This is a genomic window from Novosphingobium endophyticum, assembly GCF_014640675.1.
In the GTDB taxonomy this organism is placed as follows: Bacteria; Pseudomonadota; Alphaproteobacteria; order Sphingomonadales; family Sphingomonadaceae; genus Novosphingobium; species Novosphingobium endophyticum.
On sequence record NZ_BMHK01000015.1, the window covers coordinates 22,631 to 38,129 of the forward strand.

General features: G+C 60.9%; 14 protein-coding genes and 2 pseudogenes. 6 read left to right on the forward strand and 10 right to left on the reverse strand.

The genetic code is table 11. The annotated features are described in order from the left end of the window. Position 1 precedes the first annotated feature (1 nt). Positions 2 to 199 (forward strand): annotated as a pseudogene (locus IEX32_RS12100) (IS21 family transposase); the annotation flags it as partial. Between the two features lie 42 nt (positions 200 to 241). On the opposite strand, the gene IEX32_RS12105 reads toward IEX32_RS12100, so the two are convergent. From IEX32_RS12105 to IEX32_RS20935, 6 genes are all read right to left on the reverse strand, one after another. Beyond that, the gene (locus IEX32_RS12105; RefSeq protein ID WP_188771798.1) at positions 242 to 451 is read right to left on the reverse strand and encodes a hypothetical protein; all 210 of its coding nucleotides are present in this window, start codon (positions 449 to 451) and stop codon (positions 242 to 244) included. Between the two features lie 518 nt (positions 452 to 969). Continuing rightward, positions 970 to 1,194 (reverse strand): hypothetical protein, encoded by a 225-nt coding sequence (locus tag IEX32_RS12110; RefSeq protein WP_188771799.1) that lies wholly within the window; start codon positions 1,192 to 1,194, stop codon positions 970 to 972. A 274-nt stretch (positions 1,195 to 1,468) separates the two neighbouring features. Then, entirely contained in the window at positions 1,469 to 1,699 is a 231-nt protein-coding gene (locus IEX32_RS12115) for a hypothetical protein (RefSeq protein ID WP_188771800.1), read from the reverse strand. Between the two features lie 412 nt (positions 1,700 to 2,111). Beyond that, positions 2,112 to 3,410 carry a glycoside hydrolase family 130 protein gene (locus IEX32_RS12120; RefSeq protein WP_188771801.1) on the reverse strand — a complete coding sequence of 433 codons (1,299 nt, stop codon included), beginning with the start codon at positions 3,408 to 3,410 and terminating at the stop codon, positions 2,112 to 2,114. Next, a complete protein-coding gene (locus IEX32_RS12125; protein ID WP_188771802.1) occupies positions 3,403 to 5,730 on the reverse strand; it encodes a glycosyltransferase family 4 protein in 2,328 nt (775 codons plus the stop codon). Before IEX32_RS12125 ends, IEX32_RS12120 begins: the two co-directional genes overlap by 8 nt. Before the next feature lie 6 nt (positions 5,731 to 5,736). Further along, the gene (locus IEX32_RS20935) at positions 5,737 to 5,871 is read right to left on the reverse strand and encodes a hypothetical protein (RefSeq protein ID WP_268236741.1); all 135 of its coding nucleotides are present in this window, start codon (positions 5,869 to 5,871) and stop codon (positions 5,737 to 5,739) included. 769 nt (positions 5,872 to 6,640) lie between these two features. Here IEX32_RS20935 and IEX32_RS12130 point away from each other — a divergent pair. Together IEX32_RS12130 and IEX32_RS12135 are read left to right on the forward strand one after the other, a co-directional pair. Continuing rightward, the gene (locus IEX32_RS12130) at positions 6,641 to 6,847 is read left to right on the forward strand and encodes a cold-shock protein (protein ID WP_188771803.1); all 207 of its coding nucleotides are present in this window, start codon (positions 6,641 to 6,643) and stop codon (positions 6,845 to 6,847) included. 107 nt (positions 6,848 to 6,954) lie between these two features. Then, positions 6,955 to 7,164 carry a hypothetical protein gene (locus IEX32_RS12135; protein ID WP_188771804.1) on the forward strand — a complete coding sequence of 70 codons (210 nt, stop codon included), beginning with the start codon at positions 6,955 to 6,957 and terminating at the stop codon, positions 7,162 to 7,164. A gap of 303 nt (positions 7,165 to 7,467) precedes the next feature. Here IEX32_RS12135 and IEX32_RS12140 read toward each other — a convergent pair whose 3' ends face one another. Further along, positions 7,468 to 8,526 (reverse strand): LLM class flavin-dependent oxidoreductase, encoded by a 1,059-nt coding sequence (locus IEX32_RS12140; RefSeq protein WP_188771805.1) that lies wholly within the window; start codon positions 8,524 to 8,526, stop codon positions 7,468 to 7,470. Positions 8,527 to 8,835: 309 nt separating this feature from the next. Here IEX32_RS12140 and IEX32_RS12145 point away from each other — a divergent pair, with 309 nt between their 5' ends. After that, positions 8,836 to 10,239, forward strand: a complete 1,404-nt coding sequence (locus tag IEX32_RS12145) for an amidohydrolase family protein (protein ID WP_229736346.1) — start codon at positions 8,836 to 8,838, stop codon at positions 10,237 to 10,239. A gap of 127 nt (positions 10,240 to 10,366) precedes the next feature. Here the strand turns inward: IEX32_RS12145 and IEX32_RS12150 are convergent, their stop codons facing one another. Together IEX32_RS12150 and IEX32_RS12155 are read right to left on the reverse strand one after the other, a co-directional pair. Next, entirely contained in the window at positions 10,367 to 12,484 is a 2,118-nt protein-coding gene (locus IEX32_RS12150) for an AsmA family protein (protein WP_188771807.1), read from the reverse strand. Positions 12,485 to 12,654: 170 nt separating this feature from the next. After that, the gene (locus tag IEX32_RS12155; protein WP_505802197.1) at positions 12,655 to 13,026 is read right to left on the reverse strand and encodes a L,D-transpeptidase family protein; all 372 of its coding nucleotides are present in this window, start codon (positions 13,024 to 13,026) and stop codon (positions 12,655 to 12,657) included. Between the two features lie 2 nt (positions 13,027 to 13,028). Between IEX32_RS12155 and IEX32_RS21175 the strand changes: the two are divergent. Continuing rightward, a pseudogene (locus IEX32_RS21175) lies at positions 13,029 to 13,223 on the forward strand (IS1634 family transposase); the annotation flags it as partial. Between the two features lie 218 nt (positions 13,224 to 13,441). Here IEX32_RS21175 and IEX32_RS12160 read toward each other — a convergent pair. Then, the gene (locus tag IEX32_RS12160) at positions 13,442 to 14,056 is read right to left on the reverse strand and encodes a TetR/AcrR family transcriptional regulator (RefSeq protein WP_188771808.1); all 615 of its coding nucleotides are present in this window, start codon (positions 14,054 to 14,056) and stop codon (positions 13,442 to 13,444) included. A 212-nt stretch (positions 14,057 to 14,268) separates the two neighbouring features. Between IEX32_RS12160 and IEX32_RS12165 the strand changes: the two genes are divergently transcribed. Further along, complete coding sequence (locus IEX32_RS12165) at positions 14,269 to 15,216, forward strand: homocysteine S-methyltransferase family protein (protein WP_229736347.1); 948 nt, start codon at positions 14,269 to 14,271, stop codon at positions 15,214 to 15,216. Positions 15,217 to 15,499 lie beyond the last annotated feature (283 nt).

The window sequence follows — 15,499 nt, forward strand, 5'->3', positions numbered from 1 at the left end:
ATGGCTGATCAGCCTCGTGTTGGGTTACTCGCGCTTCCTGTTCACCCGCGATGTGGTGCATCAGGATCTGCAGACGCTGCTGCGTTGTCGCATGCAGGCCTTCGAGGCGCCCGGCGGCGTGCCGATCGAGATCCTCTACGACCGCGTCAAAGTCGGCGGTCGCAGTCAAACGGCACAGACGTCTGCCCTATCGGACCGCTAGCGGCAGTCTGCGAGCCCATAGAGCCGATTTTTCGGGGGCCTAGCGCCGCCAGGGCGCATCCGCCCGCAGAAGCCGGCCAAGATCGCGGCGCGCCCACATGTTCAAAAGCGAGATGGTGATTTTCAGCTGCACGCGCGCGGTTTCATTCGCCGTGAAGATCGGATCGTAGCGGTCGGCGGCGACTTTCGGATCTGGCACTTCGCGTAGGATGGCCGGCGGGGCGGTCGTCATGTGCAGGGCCGACATCATCACATGCAATTCCAGATGCTGGGCGAGCTCGCGTCGATCGAGAATTGGTGCCCCCGCGCGGGCATATTAGTCGACGAAGAGATCAAGCAATTCGTCAAGATGCCCGATCATGCGTTTCGGGCTCCGCCGCGCCTATGCAGCCCCAGATCGATGAGGCCACGGACATCTGCCCGACGCTGCCCCAATCGATCAGTCCGGACCGGAGCGCGCCGTCCGGTTCTCGCCAGGCGATCGTTGGTCATGCTCTCAATCTGATACACGGCTTCAAGGTCGGCGGCATCAGCGACCCTGTCGAAAATCGACACGGGCGGGAAGATCGAGGATTCCATCCGTTCTAAAATCGCAACCGCCGCGATACACGATCTGTGTCGGCTGAAGACTTTCCGGGCGACGCTATTTCGGATGCCGGGCGGCCAATGCAATGCCTGCCAGATTTTGTTCGCGCTTCGCTATCCACCCTCCCCATGGGATCTTTCAGGAATGGTACTTCGCACCTTCTGCGGAGGCGCGGACTCGCCCTACCAAGGTCCGCCAGCACGAAAGAACGGGAAGCGCTTCACGACGCCATCGATGATGTGGTTCTCGAATTCAAGGCGGATTTCCTCAGCACCTTCGCTGGTGGTGCAGACAAGATGCGTCCCTCCTGACTGCAGGGGTTCGATCGCGCTGATGCTTACGCCATGCTTCAGGCAAGTCGCGACGACTTGCTCTTCGGGAAGCGACAGGTTCAGCGCCCGGCTCATGGTGCGGATTCCAGAGATTGGGACGAAAGGCTGCGCATCGCCTGTTCAACCCTCGCATACCCATCTGGGCTGCCGATGGCGATATCGATCGGCCGCCCGCCCAAGCGTTCATCGAAACCATTGAGGAAGCTGAGAGCAGCCACGCGGCCACCCAGCAATACGAAAGCGAGGTGACTGATCTCACCTTGCCTCCTCGCGCATTCGCGGGACAGAGCCGGCCCCCTCCTGCGAAACGCGGTCCGCCCGGACTTGATCTGCGGGGCAGGAGCTTCACTCACAAGCCGCACTCCGCGGGCTGGTTGTCAAAGCCATCCAAAGCGGCCACGCCCGAACGCCGGCGCCAACTCGTTGCTGCCGCGGCTCCGGCGTCCCGTTGGAAAACTTCAATGCCGCGCGCGAAAGCGTCGGCGTGGGCCTGATGGACCGCGCGTGATTGGCGGTCGTCAGCCGAGGCTGCACGCATCAATGCTCTCTGGTGATCGAAATAGCTGCGGTTGAGATCCATGCGCGCTCTCCACTTGTAAGCGGGAGCACGGCCGGTCTCTCAGTCGCGGTCGCCTACATAGCTGCATTCCGCGATGGTTATAATATGGACACAATTCGAAAAATTGCAACTAAAATGCGATAATCAAAATATATTTTGATTCGCTCATAAGGTATATATCGTTCAGAGAAAAATTAACGATAGGGGTCGCTGAAAATATTTACGCCTATTAATGGGGCGTATCCAATTCTTTTCGCGAAGATTTTTCGTCAAATAGGCATTTAATCTTCTTTATTGTTTTGCAATATTTGTATGGAAAAGATTCATTATTATTCCCTCTTCCTCTGCAGGAGGAACACCGGGGATGACCCGCCTCGGGTCCCCGCCGGCGATCCTGTCAATCGTGCAGAGGCATCGACTCAAGATCGACCTTTCAGCCTTCGAGAAGTTCGAGAAGCCTGGCCGTCTTGATCGTGGCGAATGTCGAGAAAGCGTCGGAAATGGCATAGGGCAGGAGAATGCGCTCCCCCACTTTCATGGCGCCGCACGAATAGACGACATTGGGGACATACCCTTGTCGCTCGGCAATTTCCGGCTGGACGAGCGGTAGGCGCGAGCGGCCGATCACGCGCGAGGGATCATGCTTGTCCAGCAGAACGGCGCCAATCGAATAATGGCGCACGGGTCCGACGCCGTGAGTGAACAGAAGCCAGCCCTCGTCAAGCTCGATGGGTGAGCCGCAATTGCCGATCTGGACGAACTCCCACGGATACCTGGGCTTCACGATCACCTGGCCGAGCCCCCAATCGTGCAGAGTGTCGGAGGTGATGAGGTGGAGGCTTTCATTGTCGTGGCGCGCGATCATCGCGTAGCGCCCGCCGATCTTGCGCGGAAACAGTGCCATGCCCTTGTTGCGCGACGCGGCGCCTTTGAGCGGCGCGAGGCGGAACGAAAGGAAATCGCTGGTTTCCAGCAGTTCCGAACGAATGCCCCGGCCGCTGTAGGCGGTATAGGTCGCATAATAGGTGGTTCGTCCCTCGTCTCTGAATGCCACGAAGCGGGCGTCCTCGATCCCGTTCGCCTGCATGTCGGTCACGGGGAAAATCACCCGCTCGGCAATATCGCTGTCGGGATCGAAAGTGAGTTCGAGATGATCGCCGAGGCGAGCCGTCACTTCCGGCGTGCTGGCAAGCCGCTCGGGAGGGTCGATGAGGACCCGTCCGTCGGCAGCCAGGATTCCGGACCGGAAGGTCAGGGACGAGATGTGGCCTTCGCCGACCGCGCGCAGGCTGAGGATGAAGCGGCTGCAACCCTCGGCCAATCCCGACTGGTCCGGATGCGGGACGATGCTGGGGTTGAACAGGGCGGCGGCCTCGAAACTGTACTCGTGGAGGAAATAGGCGCCGACAAGCTGGCGCTGCGCTTTGGAGAAGGTCGCGTGGCTGGCAAAGGCATCTTCCATTTGCCCCGCGCGCCGTTCGAAGATCGCCGGCAGATTTCGGTGCCGGTCGTCGAAGTTCCGCAATGTTGCGGCAAGGAGTTCCAGCGTTTCATCCTCGCCAAGGGCGAGGACGCGATCAACGATGTGATTGGCCCGCGTCTTGTCGACGGGATTCAGGTCCCTGGGTTCGACCGCGGGCCGGAACGGGCGAACGACGACGCGCGACGGATCGGGCCGCAGGTGGAGCGCCTGCCGATTGAAGAAGGGCGCTGAAGGGGCGTCGTCAGCCATCGACGGCACGCATCGACAGTGGTTCCATCGCGCGCATGGCCCGCACGGCGTCCGGGCGGTCCGCGTCTTCGAGGCGCTTCATGTCGGCCAGCCCAAGCAGATAGGACAGGGTCGATTCCGCACCCCGGTTTTCGTTGGCGCGGTCGGGATGAAGCCCGTCGCGGCAACTCCCGGTTGCGATATCGACCAGATCGACAGCCAGATCGTTCGCGCCGAGGTACCAGTCGAAGGCGCGCTTCGCCTCCCTTCGCCACGGAAAATCGGGATCGACGCCTTGCGCCGCGGCACAGGCGGCAATCGTTGCACAGGCTTCCAGCGGCTGTTGATCGAAAGGCCGCGGCATGCTGCGAAGCTGCAGGAAACCGTGCGAACCGACTGGCCTGAAATGTCCCTGCGGCGCGGTTTGCATCGCAATGAGCCAACCCAGGCTGCGCAGCCCGGCATCCACGAGATTGGGTGCGCCGATTGCTGCACCCGTGACGATCAGCGATTGGGACAGCCGTGCGTTGTCATAGCTCAGGGAACCCTCGAACCATGTCCACTCCGGGGATTCGTTTGCCCGCAGCAGGCCCTCCAGACGGCCGGCGAGCTGAACTCGCATCCGGGCAGCCGCGTGATCTTCGGGGTAAGCCGCACAATAGGGAGCGAGCCCGAGCAGCGTGAACGCCCAAGCGCGCGGGGATGTGAAAGCTGTCACGCTTTCCAGCGCTTCGCGGAAGAGCCCCTTCGCCCAGCGCGCACGTCCCGGCGCACCGGCACGTGCGCTATAGCTGCCGAGTGCCCAAAGCGTGCGCCCGTGGCTGTCTTCCGATCCCGCGGGCTCCAGCCATTGCCGGTTAAAACCCATGAAGTTGCGAAAGCGCCGGTTGTCGGGATTCCAGCCATGCTGGATAAAGGCCGCAAATGTCGATGACAGCCGGTCGGCAAGGAGCGCATCTGGACCGCTGGCAAGGTTGCAGCACAGCAGCAGCGCCCGTGCATTATCGTCGATGCAATATCCGTGGTCGCGGTCCGGGATGGCATGGACAGCATGCTGGAAAATGCCGGTATCGTCGCACATGGCGGTAAAATGCTCGATGGCCATGGCCGGAAGCGCTGAGGGGAGCATTCCGCGCACGATGTCTGGGACGAGACCGGACGGCTCCGGCCTGTCGCTTGTCACAAGCCTGCCCTCCCGGCAGGCCGTGCGAAAGCTCGCGGCATAACGAAGCGCGGTATTGGCCCATGTCATCGGACGGCTGGCGGCATAGGCCTTGCGGCCCATCGCCAGACGCTTCGTCTCGTCGCCCAGGAGGGCCGCGATCGCCGGCCCGAAGCCGGCGGGATTGTCGAACGGGACCAGCACACCCGATCCGTCCGCCAGCAGTTCGGCGGCATGCCAATAGGGCGTGGAGACGACTGGACGGCCCACACCATGCGAATAGGCCAGGGTGCCCGACGTCATTTGCGATACCCCCAGATAGGGCGTGGCATAGACATCGCACATGGCGATGTGCTCCAGCAGTTCTGGGCGATCGACGAAACGGTTGATGAAAACGACATGGTCGTCGAGGCCAAGCTCACGAACCCGGTCCGTCAGGCTGTCGCGATAACGCTCCCCCTCTTCGGCGTGCAATACCGGATGGGTAGCGCCCATCACCACATAAGCCACGTCAGGGGATCGCTTGACGATTTCCGGCATTGCCTCGATTATCGTCTCGATGCCCTTGTTCGGGCTGATGAGCCCGAAGGTCAGGATGACCCTGCGCCCGGCAAAACCCAGCCGCTCCTTCGCGTCCCGTGACGAAGCGAGCGGAACATCGGGAATGCCGTGCCCGATGATATCGATCCGGTCCGGATCGGCGCCATAGGTTTCGATCAGTATCTCTCGGGCCTTGCGGGCCATGACGATCACGCGAGTGGAGGCTGCGATGATGGCGTCCATGACCCGGCGCTGCGTCGCATCCGGCCGGTCGAGCACCGTATGCAATGTGGTGACAAGCGGAGCGTCGAGCCGCGCGATCAGGTCAAGGATGAGCGTGCCCGCGTCACCGCCAAAGATGCCGTACTCATGCTGCAGGCAGACAAGGTCGAACCCTTCACGGTTGATGAAATCGGCGCCTTCCCGGTAATCGCCGGCTTCCTCCTGCCGGATCGTCTTTCCGACGATTGAGGGAAAAGCGTGGTTCCCGCCCGGCTCGCACATCGCGACAATCGTCGTTTCGGCGATCTCGTCGAGGGCTCCGACCGCGAGTTCCAGATCGGTGGTGAAGGTCGCTATGCCGCAGCGGCGCGGAAGGGCATTCCCGATAAAAGCAACCCGGAGCGAGGGCGTGTGCAAGCCATCTTAGTGCTTGCCTTTCGATTTGACGATCATCTTGACCGCGGACGTTTCCTGGACGGCAAGTGCCGAGGGCGGCTTCGGCTTTGCCGCTTTGGGCTTGCGAAGCTCGCGGTTGCTGCGTTTTTGCGATTTGGCCATTTCAGTGGGCTCCATCTTGGTTGTGCCGGATCGAGAGATCGGCGGAAGGCCGCAGTCGGGAAGAAGCAATCAGCCCCTCGTCGCATTCTGTGGGAAATAGGGACGGTGACGATAAGCGAATGACCTCAGGCATTGCCCAATACTCTCAATCCGACGTCCGTATTTATTGATCTCCGACGGATCGTTTTTTGCAGAATAACCCATCAGCGCAATCTGTTCGTCCTGAAGTAATTGATTGACGCACATGGTGTGTGCTCCTGCATCAAGCGAGGGCAAAACTTGTTCCTCTGTCACATGGAGCTTTTTTGGAATCAGGTGATGGAGGTTCTGTAGCACATGTTTGGAAAATTTTTGCACGAATTCGGGCGCAATATTCGGAATTCGGACCGGTGCCCCACCGGAGGTCAAGTCATGTGCGCTGTTGCATAACTCGGCCGCAAACAGGGTCCGCGATTGTCACTGCCTGCATCGTGGACACGTGCGGTTATCAGGTCGGCGGTTTCGGGCAATATTGGCAGGTTGCCTGACAGAGCGAACCGAACCAAGCAGTCAGCCGCAGGAAGACTGACCCCGAGCCCCTTGCTGGAACAGAGGATTGCGTCGGAACTGATTGCATAACGGCTGATACACCCTATATCAGGCGGGCTTACGTCGCATGCGACGGATATCGGGCCGCCCTCGCGCCCCCCTTGTCCCTTTCTAGCCTCACAAAGCCGGGATGTGTCGGTGTTGGCCCATGCCCGTCACTCTTGGGACAAAGGATACCCATATGACTATCGGAACCGTAAAATTCTTCAATCCTGACAAAGGCTTCGGCTTCATCGCACCGGAAGGTGGCGGGGACGACGCGTTTGTCCACATCTCGGCCGTTGAACGTGCCGGCATGCGTACACTCGATAAGGACCAGAAAGTGTCCTATGATCTCGAGCGGGATCAGCGCGGCAAGATGTCCGCGGTCAATCTGCAGCCCGCCTGAATAAACGGTGCGGTTGGCTACGGCTGGCCGCACCAATGCCTTTCGGCCTTTTGCATGGCCCGCGGGGCATTCCTCTTCCGCCTGCCCAGCCCCGTAGGAGGCCGAACATGGCCGAGGCCAAAACACGACCTTTCCTTATCGAAAAGGACAGGGACGGAAACTTCCGCCTCTCCTTGCGCAGCACGCGCTACAATTCCCGGGGCTATCCGCTCGTCGAGCTCGAACTCCATGAACAGATTTTCAAGACGGCGGCCTCCGCCAAGGCCTTTGCCCGCGACAATTTCGGGGCCCAGGCCGGCGAATACGCCATGAAATAGCTGGTCATCCGTGATAAACCGACAAGCCTCTGATTGCATCCGCCGCAGAGACAGCCGATCCCCTCTGCCAGATCGTCATCGCCTTGGCATCATCCGCTGGTCGAAAATTACACTCTTCGCGACGCGGCAAGCTTTCATTTTCGCGTGGCGATGTGAGGCGCGATTGCAGGTTCATGATTTGACGGTTGAGTTCCGACCCACCGTCCAGGAACCGGTCCGGCCAGAGATGGTGAAAAACGCCGTTGAGGAGCGACACGATCGAAAGGGCCCGGCTGCCATTCCCGCCCGCCAGAAAGCGAGTACTTAACTTGCTCGCAACGCCGGGATCACCTCCCGAGTGAACAGACTGGCTGCGTCACCCCACTCGGGCGGATAAAATCCAGGGCCGACGATGACGAACCGCTCCAGTCCCGCCTTACGCAGCTTGAGCAGGCGTTCCGTGCAATGATCGGGCGAACCCACGATAGCGAAGCGGCGAACGAAACCGGAGGTGAGCCTGCCGTGAGTGAGGCGGTTTCGTTCATAGGCGCTGCCGTGCTTGGTCATGTCGTAGCCACTGCGGATCGCATCGTAACTCGATGAATCGTCCGAGCCGCGTGGCCCAGCAGCCTCCCCTTGCATAACCTGAAAGCGGGCCAATGCCGGGGCCATGCTCATCGCGACCTCGAGGGCGGCGCCGTCATCGGGGTGACAGACCACGATCACCTGAGCACCGTACGAGACGGCCTCGGCGCTGGCGGCGCGAGCGATGCCGAGCGCCCAGTCGACGCGCTCGACATCGGCCCCGATGCTGAAGGTGACCCGTTCGGCGATCCGCGCAGCCATGGCGATGACCTTGGGGCCGGTCGCAGCAACATCGAGCGGAACCTTGGCAAACCCATCGGGAAGCCATTTGAGCTTGACCCCGGTCGGGCGCGCACCGAGTGGCAGCTCTTCAAGAGATGGCTCGTCAACGTGTTCGCCAAGGTGGTCGAAAGGGACCTCCTCGCCTCTCAGCAGAGTCTGGAGGTTCCGGAGATCCCGCTCGAATCTGCCGAGCCGCGCCGGTGCGAAGCCGAGATAAGCTAGCGCGGAATCGCCGCGGCCGATCCCAAGCACCGCGCGCCCCCCCGAAACAGCCTGAACCGTCACCGCGCCGTTGGCCGTCACCGCAAGGTTGCGAGTAGTCGGGTTGGTGACCCCCGGTGAGAGCTTGATCCGCGAAGTCGAAGCTGCCCAAACGCCCATCTGGACGTAGGGGTCGGCACTCAGCGACTGCGAGTCCATGAACATCTGCCCGTCCCAACCCTGGGCCTCGATCGCCTGCGCGAGCTCGGCAGAACCGCCAGTCGTTGTTCCGCCGGCGCGCCAGATTTCCAACATTGTCCCTCCATAGCAGCCTCGAAAAGGTCATATAGCGAAGTGCCGTGCTCAATCGCGAAGCTCGTCAAGCTGGGTTAGCACTTTTCCGATATCGGCGGGTGGTAATCAATCAAGGCGACTGCAGTCTCCGAGATGCGCAGAGATGCGAAGGCCTGGTGTTGGCCAAAGGTTCAGATCATGCGATCATCGAACACCGCGACGACGGGACCTCCAGCGGAGGCAACGACAATGAAGTTCTTTTCAGATCACGGCGGCGAAGGACTGACGGCGGCCGAAAATCGCGAACCGCGCACACCTCTTCCGGTGCGGATGGTGGCGAGCGATGAATACCTCCCGATCCCGCAGACGGCAAAGCAACACGAGGCCGAGCAGCGCCTGTATGCGTATGCCGACGGCATCGCCCCCAAGCTCGGGATGAGCCGCCGACGGTTCTTTCAGACTTCCGCCGGCATGGCTGCGGGCTTCCTGGCGCTGAACGATACCTTCGGTCTGCTGTTCTCGGTCAGTGCCGCCGAGGCGGCAGCTCCCGAGCAAGCCTCCGAGCGCGCCGGGGCGCTCGCCGATCAGTTCATCATGGATATGCATACGCATTTTCTGCGCGACGACACGCGGCTTACTCAGTTTGTGCGGCTGCGCAAGTGGGTGGCGGCGAAAGGGTGGAATTCGCAGCTCGCCGAAGGCGGGCAGACCATCGAGGACCTCAAGTTCGACAATTACTTCAAGGAGGTCTTTCTCGACAGCGATACGAAGGTCGCGCTAATCTCGTCTGCCCCTTCCGAGATTCCTGAGGACTGGTTCCTGACCAATCGGCAGATGGCCGATGCGCGCGAGCGGGTCAACGCGAGCGCGGGCTCAAAGCGCATGATGACCCACGCCATCATCACCCCGGAAAGGCCAGGTTGGCTCGACGATCTCGACGCCGCTCTCGAGCTCAAGCCGGATTCGCTAAAGGGCTATACGGTTGGCGACAACACCCATAAGGAACTCGCCCGTCATCCTTGGCGCATGGACAGCGAGGAGACCTATCGCGGGTACGAGAAGGCCGCGGCAGCGGGCATCCGCAACATCTGCGTCCATAAGGGACTCTGGGGTCGGACGATGGACGAGCGCTTCCCGATCCTCGCTCCCTATGCCCGCGTCGGCGATGTGGCGCAGGCGGCGAAGGATTGGCCACAGCTCAACTTCATCATCTATCATGCGGGCTACCGCCTCGACGACCCCGGCTGGGCGCTCGCCGAATTCGAACGCACCGGGCGCATCGAGTGGGTGACCGATCTGGCCCAAATTCCGGAGAAGCACGGCATCACCAATGTCTATGCCGACCTTGGCCAGATCTTTGCGCAAACGTTGATCGCGCAGCCGCGCATCTGCGCGGCTATTATGGGTCAGCTGATAAAGGGGCTCGGCGCGGATCACGTGTGTTGGGGCACCGATGCCGTCTGGACCGGATCTCCGCAGTGGCAGATCGAAGGGCTGCGTCGTCTCGAGATTCCCGAAGACATGCAGAAGGCGCACGGGTTCTCGCCGCTCGGGCCTGCAAACGGAGAGGTGAAGGCCGCGATCTTCGGCCGCAATAACGCGCAGCTCTACGGCTTAGACCTGGCCGAAGCCGAGATGCTGCAGCACGACCGTTTTGCCGTTCAGAAGCAGCAATATATCGCCGCTGGCGCGGCGCCGTCCAATCGGCGCTATGGTTATGTGCGAAAAGGGTAGGAGGTCGCGAAGCCTTCCCTCCTCGCATCTCCGACGCCCCCCGGGTTAATGCCGCGGCTCAATTGTTACAGCGGCTATCTCACAGGTCTCAACGACAGCGGTGTGAGTGACGGGTGGTCCGCAGGTATCACCGCTTTGCGCTCTTTCCATCGTTCACATCGTCCCTGGGTTCACCCTTCGTGGTCCGCTGCGCTGCAGCCCTCGCCCCGGCAAGTACCGGCCTGCAATCGGTCGCCTTGGCATCTCCTATATCGACGAAGGCGATAATCCCGGCAATCGGGCTGGCTGCGGCGGCAAGGCCAAAACCCGCGCCCGCTCGCGCCAACAGCTCACCGCTGATGACATCGAGTTTGGGCTCGACGAAATGGCCGCCGATGCCGATTGGCGACTGGCCGGAAAAGAGGCTGAACTTTTTCGAATCGGCGCGGAAGGCCAGATCCAGCCTTTCGTCGCGGAAGCTGAAACGGCCGGTTCCCAGCATCACGTTCTTGCGCGTGTCGATGAGGATGGGATCCGCCGTCGCGATTCCGTCCCTCACTGTAAAAGCTATCAATCCGCAATTGATCTGTACCGGCTCCTTCAGCTTCTTCTCAAACATCTTCTGCACAAAGGTGCCGATATCCAGTTCCGACAGCTCGGTATTGCGGGTCCACATTTTTCCCTTGGGCAGGATGACCGCGAGGCGGCCGGTAGAGCTTGCCAGTGACTTGCGGACCGTATTCCCATAGCCCGTCATCTGCGCGCGCGCCTTTAGCACGCCGGTGGTTCCCGACTGTTCGACGCCCCAGCTGGCGAGCAATCTTCCCATCGGTGTGGGCGACAAGCGCACGTCATACGTGGTCTTTACCGGCTCCTGACGCGCATTGATCTCGATATCGGACGAAAGCGAACCGCCCGACATGTCGAAGGTCAGCGGAGAAAGGGTCAGCAGGCTGCGGTCCAAGGTGAGGTCCATGGCAATGTTGGAAGCCGGAAAGCTCTCTGCCCGAACCCGGCGAACCGCGTATTTGACCTTCGCATCGAAATTGCGGAGCGCCTCTGTGCGAAGCGGGGCATCGGGTAGAACGCGCGGAACACCCCCTTCGCGTTCAACAGTCCCTGCCGCGCCCCTGGCTTCCAGCCGGTCCGGATCGTAGCCGATAAATGGCCCCACATCGAGTATATCCAGCACCTGACTCGAAAGATCGGCGTCGAGCAGAAGGCGGTCCTGAGGCAGGGAAATAGTAAGCCGTCCGGCAAGATCGCTGTCCCCGAAGCGCCCGCGCAGACCGGTGAAGCGCCATTCGTCGCTTTGCTTGGTCAGATGGGATGTGATGCGGTAACGCCGGGTCTCGGGAATGGCGATGCCCAGGAAATCGAAAAGCCTGCTGAGATTGGGACCGGTCGCAACAACCCGCAAATCTGCCCCCTCGATTTCGGTCGCGCCGGGGAGCGTACCCGTTACCTCCAGGCTGGTCTTCCCCGATCGGGCCTGCAGCGCCAACTGATTGCGGCCGCCCTGCACGGTTTCGTTGGGGGAAAGCAGGCCGCCCCGCAGCGTGAAGGCATCACCGCGCAGTGTGCCGCCGCCTGAAAAGCGGATGTCGTTTTCGAAGCGCGTATTGCTTGCCCGCACCGTGTCGATCCGCACCTCCGCGGCGAGTTGCACGGGCGGGCTGGTATAGCGAAGCACAGTGCCGGCGAGCAGCGCACGGCGGATTCGCGGCAGGTCGAGCGCCTTGCCCTTCCTGTTCGGATCACCCATTGTCCACGTGTTGCGCAGCCCGTCGTTCGACCATTCGAGAGCCGCCCGTCCATCGACTACCCTCAGCCAGTTGAACCGCCATTCATCTGAAAACAGAGTGAGCGTTGCAATCCGCGCGTCGATCAATGTCGCATTGAACAGCTGATCGTCCCGCGCCCAGGGCGGATTGGCGATGCTCATGTCCTCGGCCAGGAACCTGACATTGAAGGGGGCAAAATAGAGCTGGAAATCCCCGCCGACTTCGACCTTGCGCTGGAGCTGGGCCGTGGCGACCCGCTCGAATGGTTCCTTCAGGAAACTTCCGCGCGTGATGTAGAGAACGGCCCAGAGAAGAAGGACAACACCGATGATGCCGCCCAATATCTTGAGCGCCAGCATTGACCATCGCCGTCCATTATGGCCGCGCTTCGCATGCGCTGACGCGCTATCCTGTGGCGGCACGCCATCGCCTGCCGGATCGGCCGAGAACCGCGAGTCCTCAAGAGGATTGTTGCGATCCATGCGCGAGCACAACGATTGACCTGGATGTTTGATCCCGGTCGCGCCCAAGGTTCATGTGCAGGGGTTGTTGTGGCCCTACCGCGATGCAGCCACTCTCCTCCGGTGCTGAAAGGCCGAGCAGCGCATTTCGCCCTGGGAGGCTTCAGGCTGCCGGGCTGCGCTGAGGCTCATCAAGGCCCGATGTCGCCACCCGAAGTCCGCAGCCGGTAGGCTTGACGTGATGGAAAGCCGAGAGCAGTCGCGACGCGGTCGTTCCAACCGTACGGATCGGACCGTATCGCCGGCTCGCCGTCTTGGTCAAACAGCACCGTCTGATAGATGAGCCTGACAGGGATCTCGCGCGGCAGCGCGACGAAAGTTTCCTTGCCGGTCGCACGAGCGCGATGCCACTCTTCGAGCACACCCTCGTCCCGCGCGAGCATTTCGGCGAAGCCCAGGGCATCCTCCACTCGAACGCATCCATGACTGCGCTGCCGCTGCACTTCCTGGAACAGGTGTTTGGCGGGCGTGTCGTGGAGGGAGATCCGATGCTCGTTTTTCATGTCGAGCTTGCGAGGAGAAGGGTATCAAGCCCGAATGGCAGCCACTGCTGGGCGATCTCGACCGCCTTCAGCAGGCGACCATCGAAAAGGACGGCAAGGTCATCACCGTACGCACGCCAACATTCGGAATGGTCGGCTCCGTCTTCCAGGCTGCAGGCATCGCTCTACCCGCCAACATCCGCGAACACGCCGCCTGATCTCAACTCCGCAGATCGCCGCGCGTGGTGCTAAGAACCACGCCTGTCATCGTACCTCATTGATACAGAAGACATCTACAACGACAGGTGTTCAAGTCGGGCCTTGCGGCAGGGCATTCAGCTGACCAGTTGCATGCTCGTGGGTCGGATCGGATCGTGGACGATCGGCAGCTGTCAACGAGCGGGCGAACGGCCGGATTGTCGGCGGCTCTCTCACCTTATTGGATTCCTGGCGAGAACAGGATCTTCAGGTAGGATCGCATGAGCAATACCTGCTGGGATGTGATGGATGATTCTCCCAGCGCGCGGGACATGATCAGGCCACCTTCGATAACCGCACTAACCATGTCGGCAAGATGGTTCAGATCGACATCATCCTGCATCGGATAGACCTGGGCAATTGCTTCGAGCATGGATCGGAAACGTCGCCGCCAGCCCAGTACAGCGCGTGCGTTTGCATCACGCACCTTGCGGTCGAAAAGGCGATCCTGATACGCAGCGGTCGCCACGATACATCCGGGATGGCCGCCGGGCATATCGAGCAGTTCGGCCAGCAGCTTGAGCCCGATGAGCATCGTCTGCAAGGGATCGTCGCCCAGTTCGCGGGCTCGGTCGAACAAGGCATCGAAAAGCTTGTCCTCGATTTCGATGTGACGTTCGATCAGCGCATGGGCGAGCGCATTCTTGTCCCGAAAATGATAGAAAAAGCCACTCTTGGTGATCTCGGCGGCGGCCACAATCTCGTCTATGGACGTCGCATCGAAGCCTTTCGTCAGGATTGCGGCCTGTGCGACATCCAGGATCTTCGTGCGGGTCTCGCTTCCGCGCGCCACCGATACTCCCCTCAATACTGAACCGGAGGTACAGTACCGCAAGTGTGGTTTTTGCCAACGCCTTGTTCCCATAGTCCCAGCTGAAATATCCAAGTAACTGAAAACAAAAGAGCACAAATCCGTACGCAGCCGTACCACAAGACGGCTATCTCCCGGCTCGGCCACCTCTCCATAATCGGGTCAGCAAACAGCACCGCATGAGGAGACTTGTTGTGACCAAAGCAGAGAAGTTGCTCAACGCCGATCGCCCCTTCCTGACCGATGGCGGGCTGGAAACCTGGCTGTTCTTTCTGCAGGGTTTCGAAGCACCGGAATTCGCAGCGATCACGCTGATGGACGATAATCGCGCAAGACAGGCAATGCGCAGCTATTTCGACGGCTTTCTGGCGATCGCCGAGGAAGCGCGTACCGGTTTCGTGCTTGATACCAACACATGGCGTGGCTGCATTGAATGGGCCCCCAAGCTGCGGCTGACTCCGGACGAGCTTCTTCGCCTGAGCAGCGAGGCAGTCAGGTTTGCGCAGTCGGTGCGTTCGCGATGGCAAGCCCGTGTGCCGGACATCCTGCTGAACGGCGTGATCGGCCCGGCAGGCGACGCGTATGCTCCGGAAAGGCTGCCAAGCGCGGACCAATCCATGGCCATGCACCTGCCGCAGATTCGCACGCTGGCACATGCGGGGGTGGACATGATCTCGGCGATTACGATGACGAATGTTGCTGAGGCCATCGGAATCGCGCGGGCCGCCCGGTTGCAAGATCTTCCCGTCGTCGTCTCCTTTACGGTGGAAACGGATGGACGACTGCCGAGCGGGGATGCGCTCGGCGAAGCGATCCAAACCGTCGACGAAGCGACGGATTATGTGCCGGCCTACTACATGCTGAACTGTGCACATCCGGACCATTTCCGCGATGTCCTGGCAACGGGCGCAGGTTGGATGTCGCGCATCGGCGGACTGAGGGCCAATGCCTCTCGGTTGAGCCACGAGGCGCTCGACGCTTCAGAGACGCTCGATGAAGGCGATCCGGAGGAATTCGGCTTCCTGCACGGGCAGCTTGCCAGGCTGCTCCCGAACCTGCGCGTCGTCGGCGGGTGCTGCGGCACCGATCATCGTCATGTTGGCTGCGTTTCGCGGCACCTGCTTCTGGAACGTGCCCATTGACGACATGTCCACGTCGGCCGAAAATCCGTTCTGGAAAATCTACGGCAGTGCTACCGCCGGACCATTCCTCATTTTGGACCTCACTCCGGTATCTCGGCTACTAAGTCGGCTTCGCACGGATCCGTTCGGAGCGCTGATATGCGCATTTTACCAACTCCCCGGTCGTCTCCGGGAGTTGGTATGCCGTGTGAACGGTCAGCAGCTATCAGCGAGCGAGTTTGAGTCGGCGAATGACGCCGTCCTTGGCGTGCGCGCCACCAAGAGTGCCAGCTCTTGTATAGTT

What these genes read in the sequence shown, in the direction of transcription:
- IEX32_RS12135 (WP_188771804.1), top strand. Translation starts at nt 6,955, where the DNA reads ATGGCCGAGGCCAAAACACGACCTTTCCTTATCGAAAAGGACAGGGAC.
- IEX32_RS12120 (WP_188771801.1), bottom strand. Translation starts at nt 3,410, where the DNA reads ATGGCTGACGACGCCCCTTCAGCGCCCTTCTTCAATCGGCAGGCGCTC.
- IEX32_RS12105 (WP_188771798.1), bottom strand. Translation starts at nt 451, where the DNA reads ATGATGTCGGCCCTGCACATGACGACCGCCCCGCCGGCCATCCTACGC.
- IEX32_RS12130 (WP_188771803.1), top strand. Translation starts at nt 6,641, where the DNA reads ATGACTATCGGAACCGTAAAATTCTTCAATCCTGACAAAGGCTTCGGC.
- IEX32_RS12140 (WP_188771805.1), bottom strand. Translation starts at nt 8,526, where the DNA reads ATGTTGGAAATCTGGCGCGCCGGCGGAACAACGACTGGCGGTTCTGCC.
- IEX32_RS12155 (WP_505802197.1), bottom strand. Translation starts at nt 13,026, where the DNA reads ATGAAAAACGAGCATCGGATCTCCCTCCACGACACGCCCGCCAAACAC.
- IEX32_RS12145 (WP_229736346.1), top strand. Translation starts at nt 8,836, where the DNA reads ATGGTGGCGAGCGATGAATACCTCCCGATCCCGCAGACGGCAAAGCAA.
- IEX32_RS20935 (WP_268236741.1), bottom strand. Translation starts at nt 5,871, where the DNA reads ATGGCCAAATCGCAAAAACGCAGCAACCGCGAGCTTCGCAAGCCCAAA.
- IEX32_RS12110 (WP_188771799.1), bottom strand. Translation starts at nt 1,194, where the DNA reads ATGAGCCGGGCGCTGAACCTGTCGCTTCCCGAAGAGCAAGTCGTCGCG.
- IEX32_RS12150 (WP_188771807.1), bottom strand. Translation starts at nt 12,484, where the DNA reads ATGGATCGCAACAATCCTCTTGAGGACTCGCGGTTCTCGGCCGATCCG.
- IEX32_RS12115 (WP_188771800.1), bottom strand. Translation starts at nt 1,699, where the DNA reads ATGGATCTCAACCGCAGCTATTTCGATCACCAGAGAGCATTGATGCGT.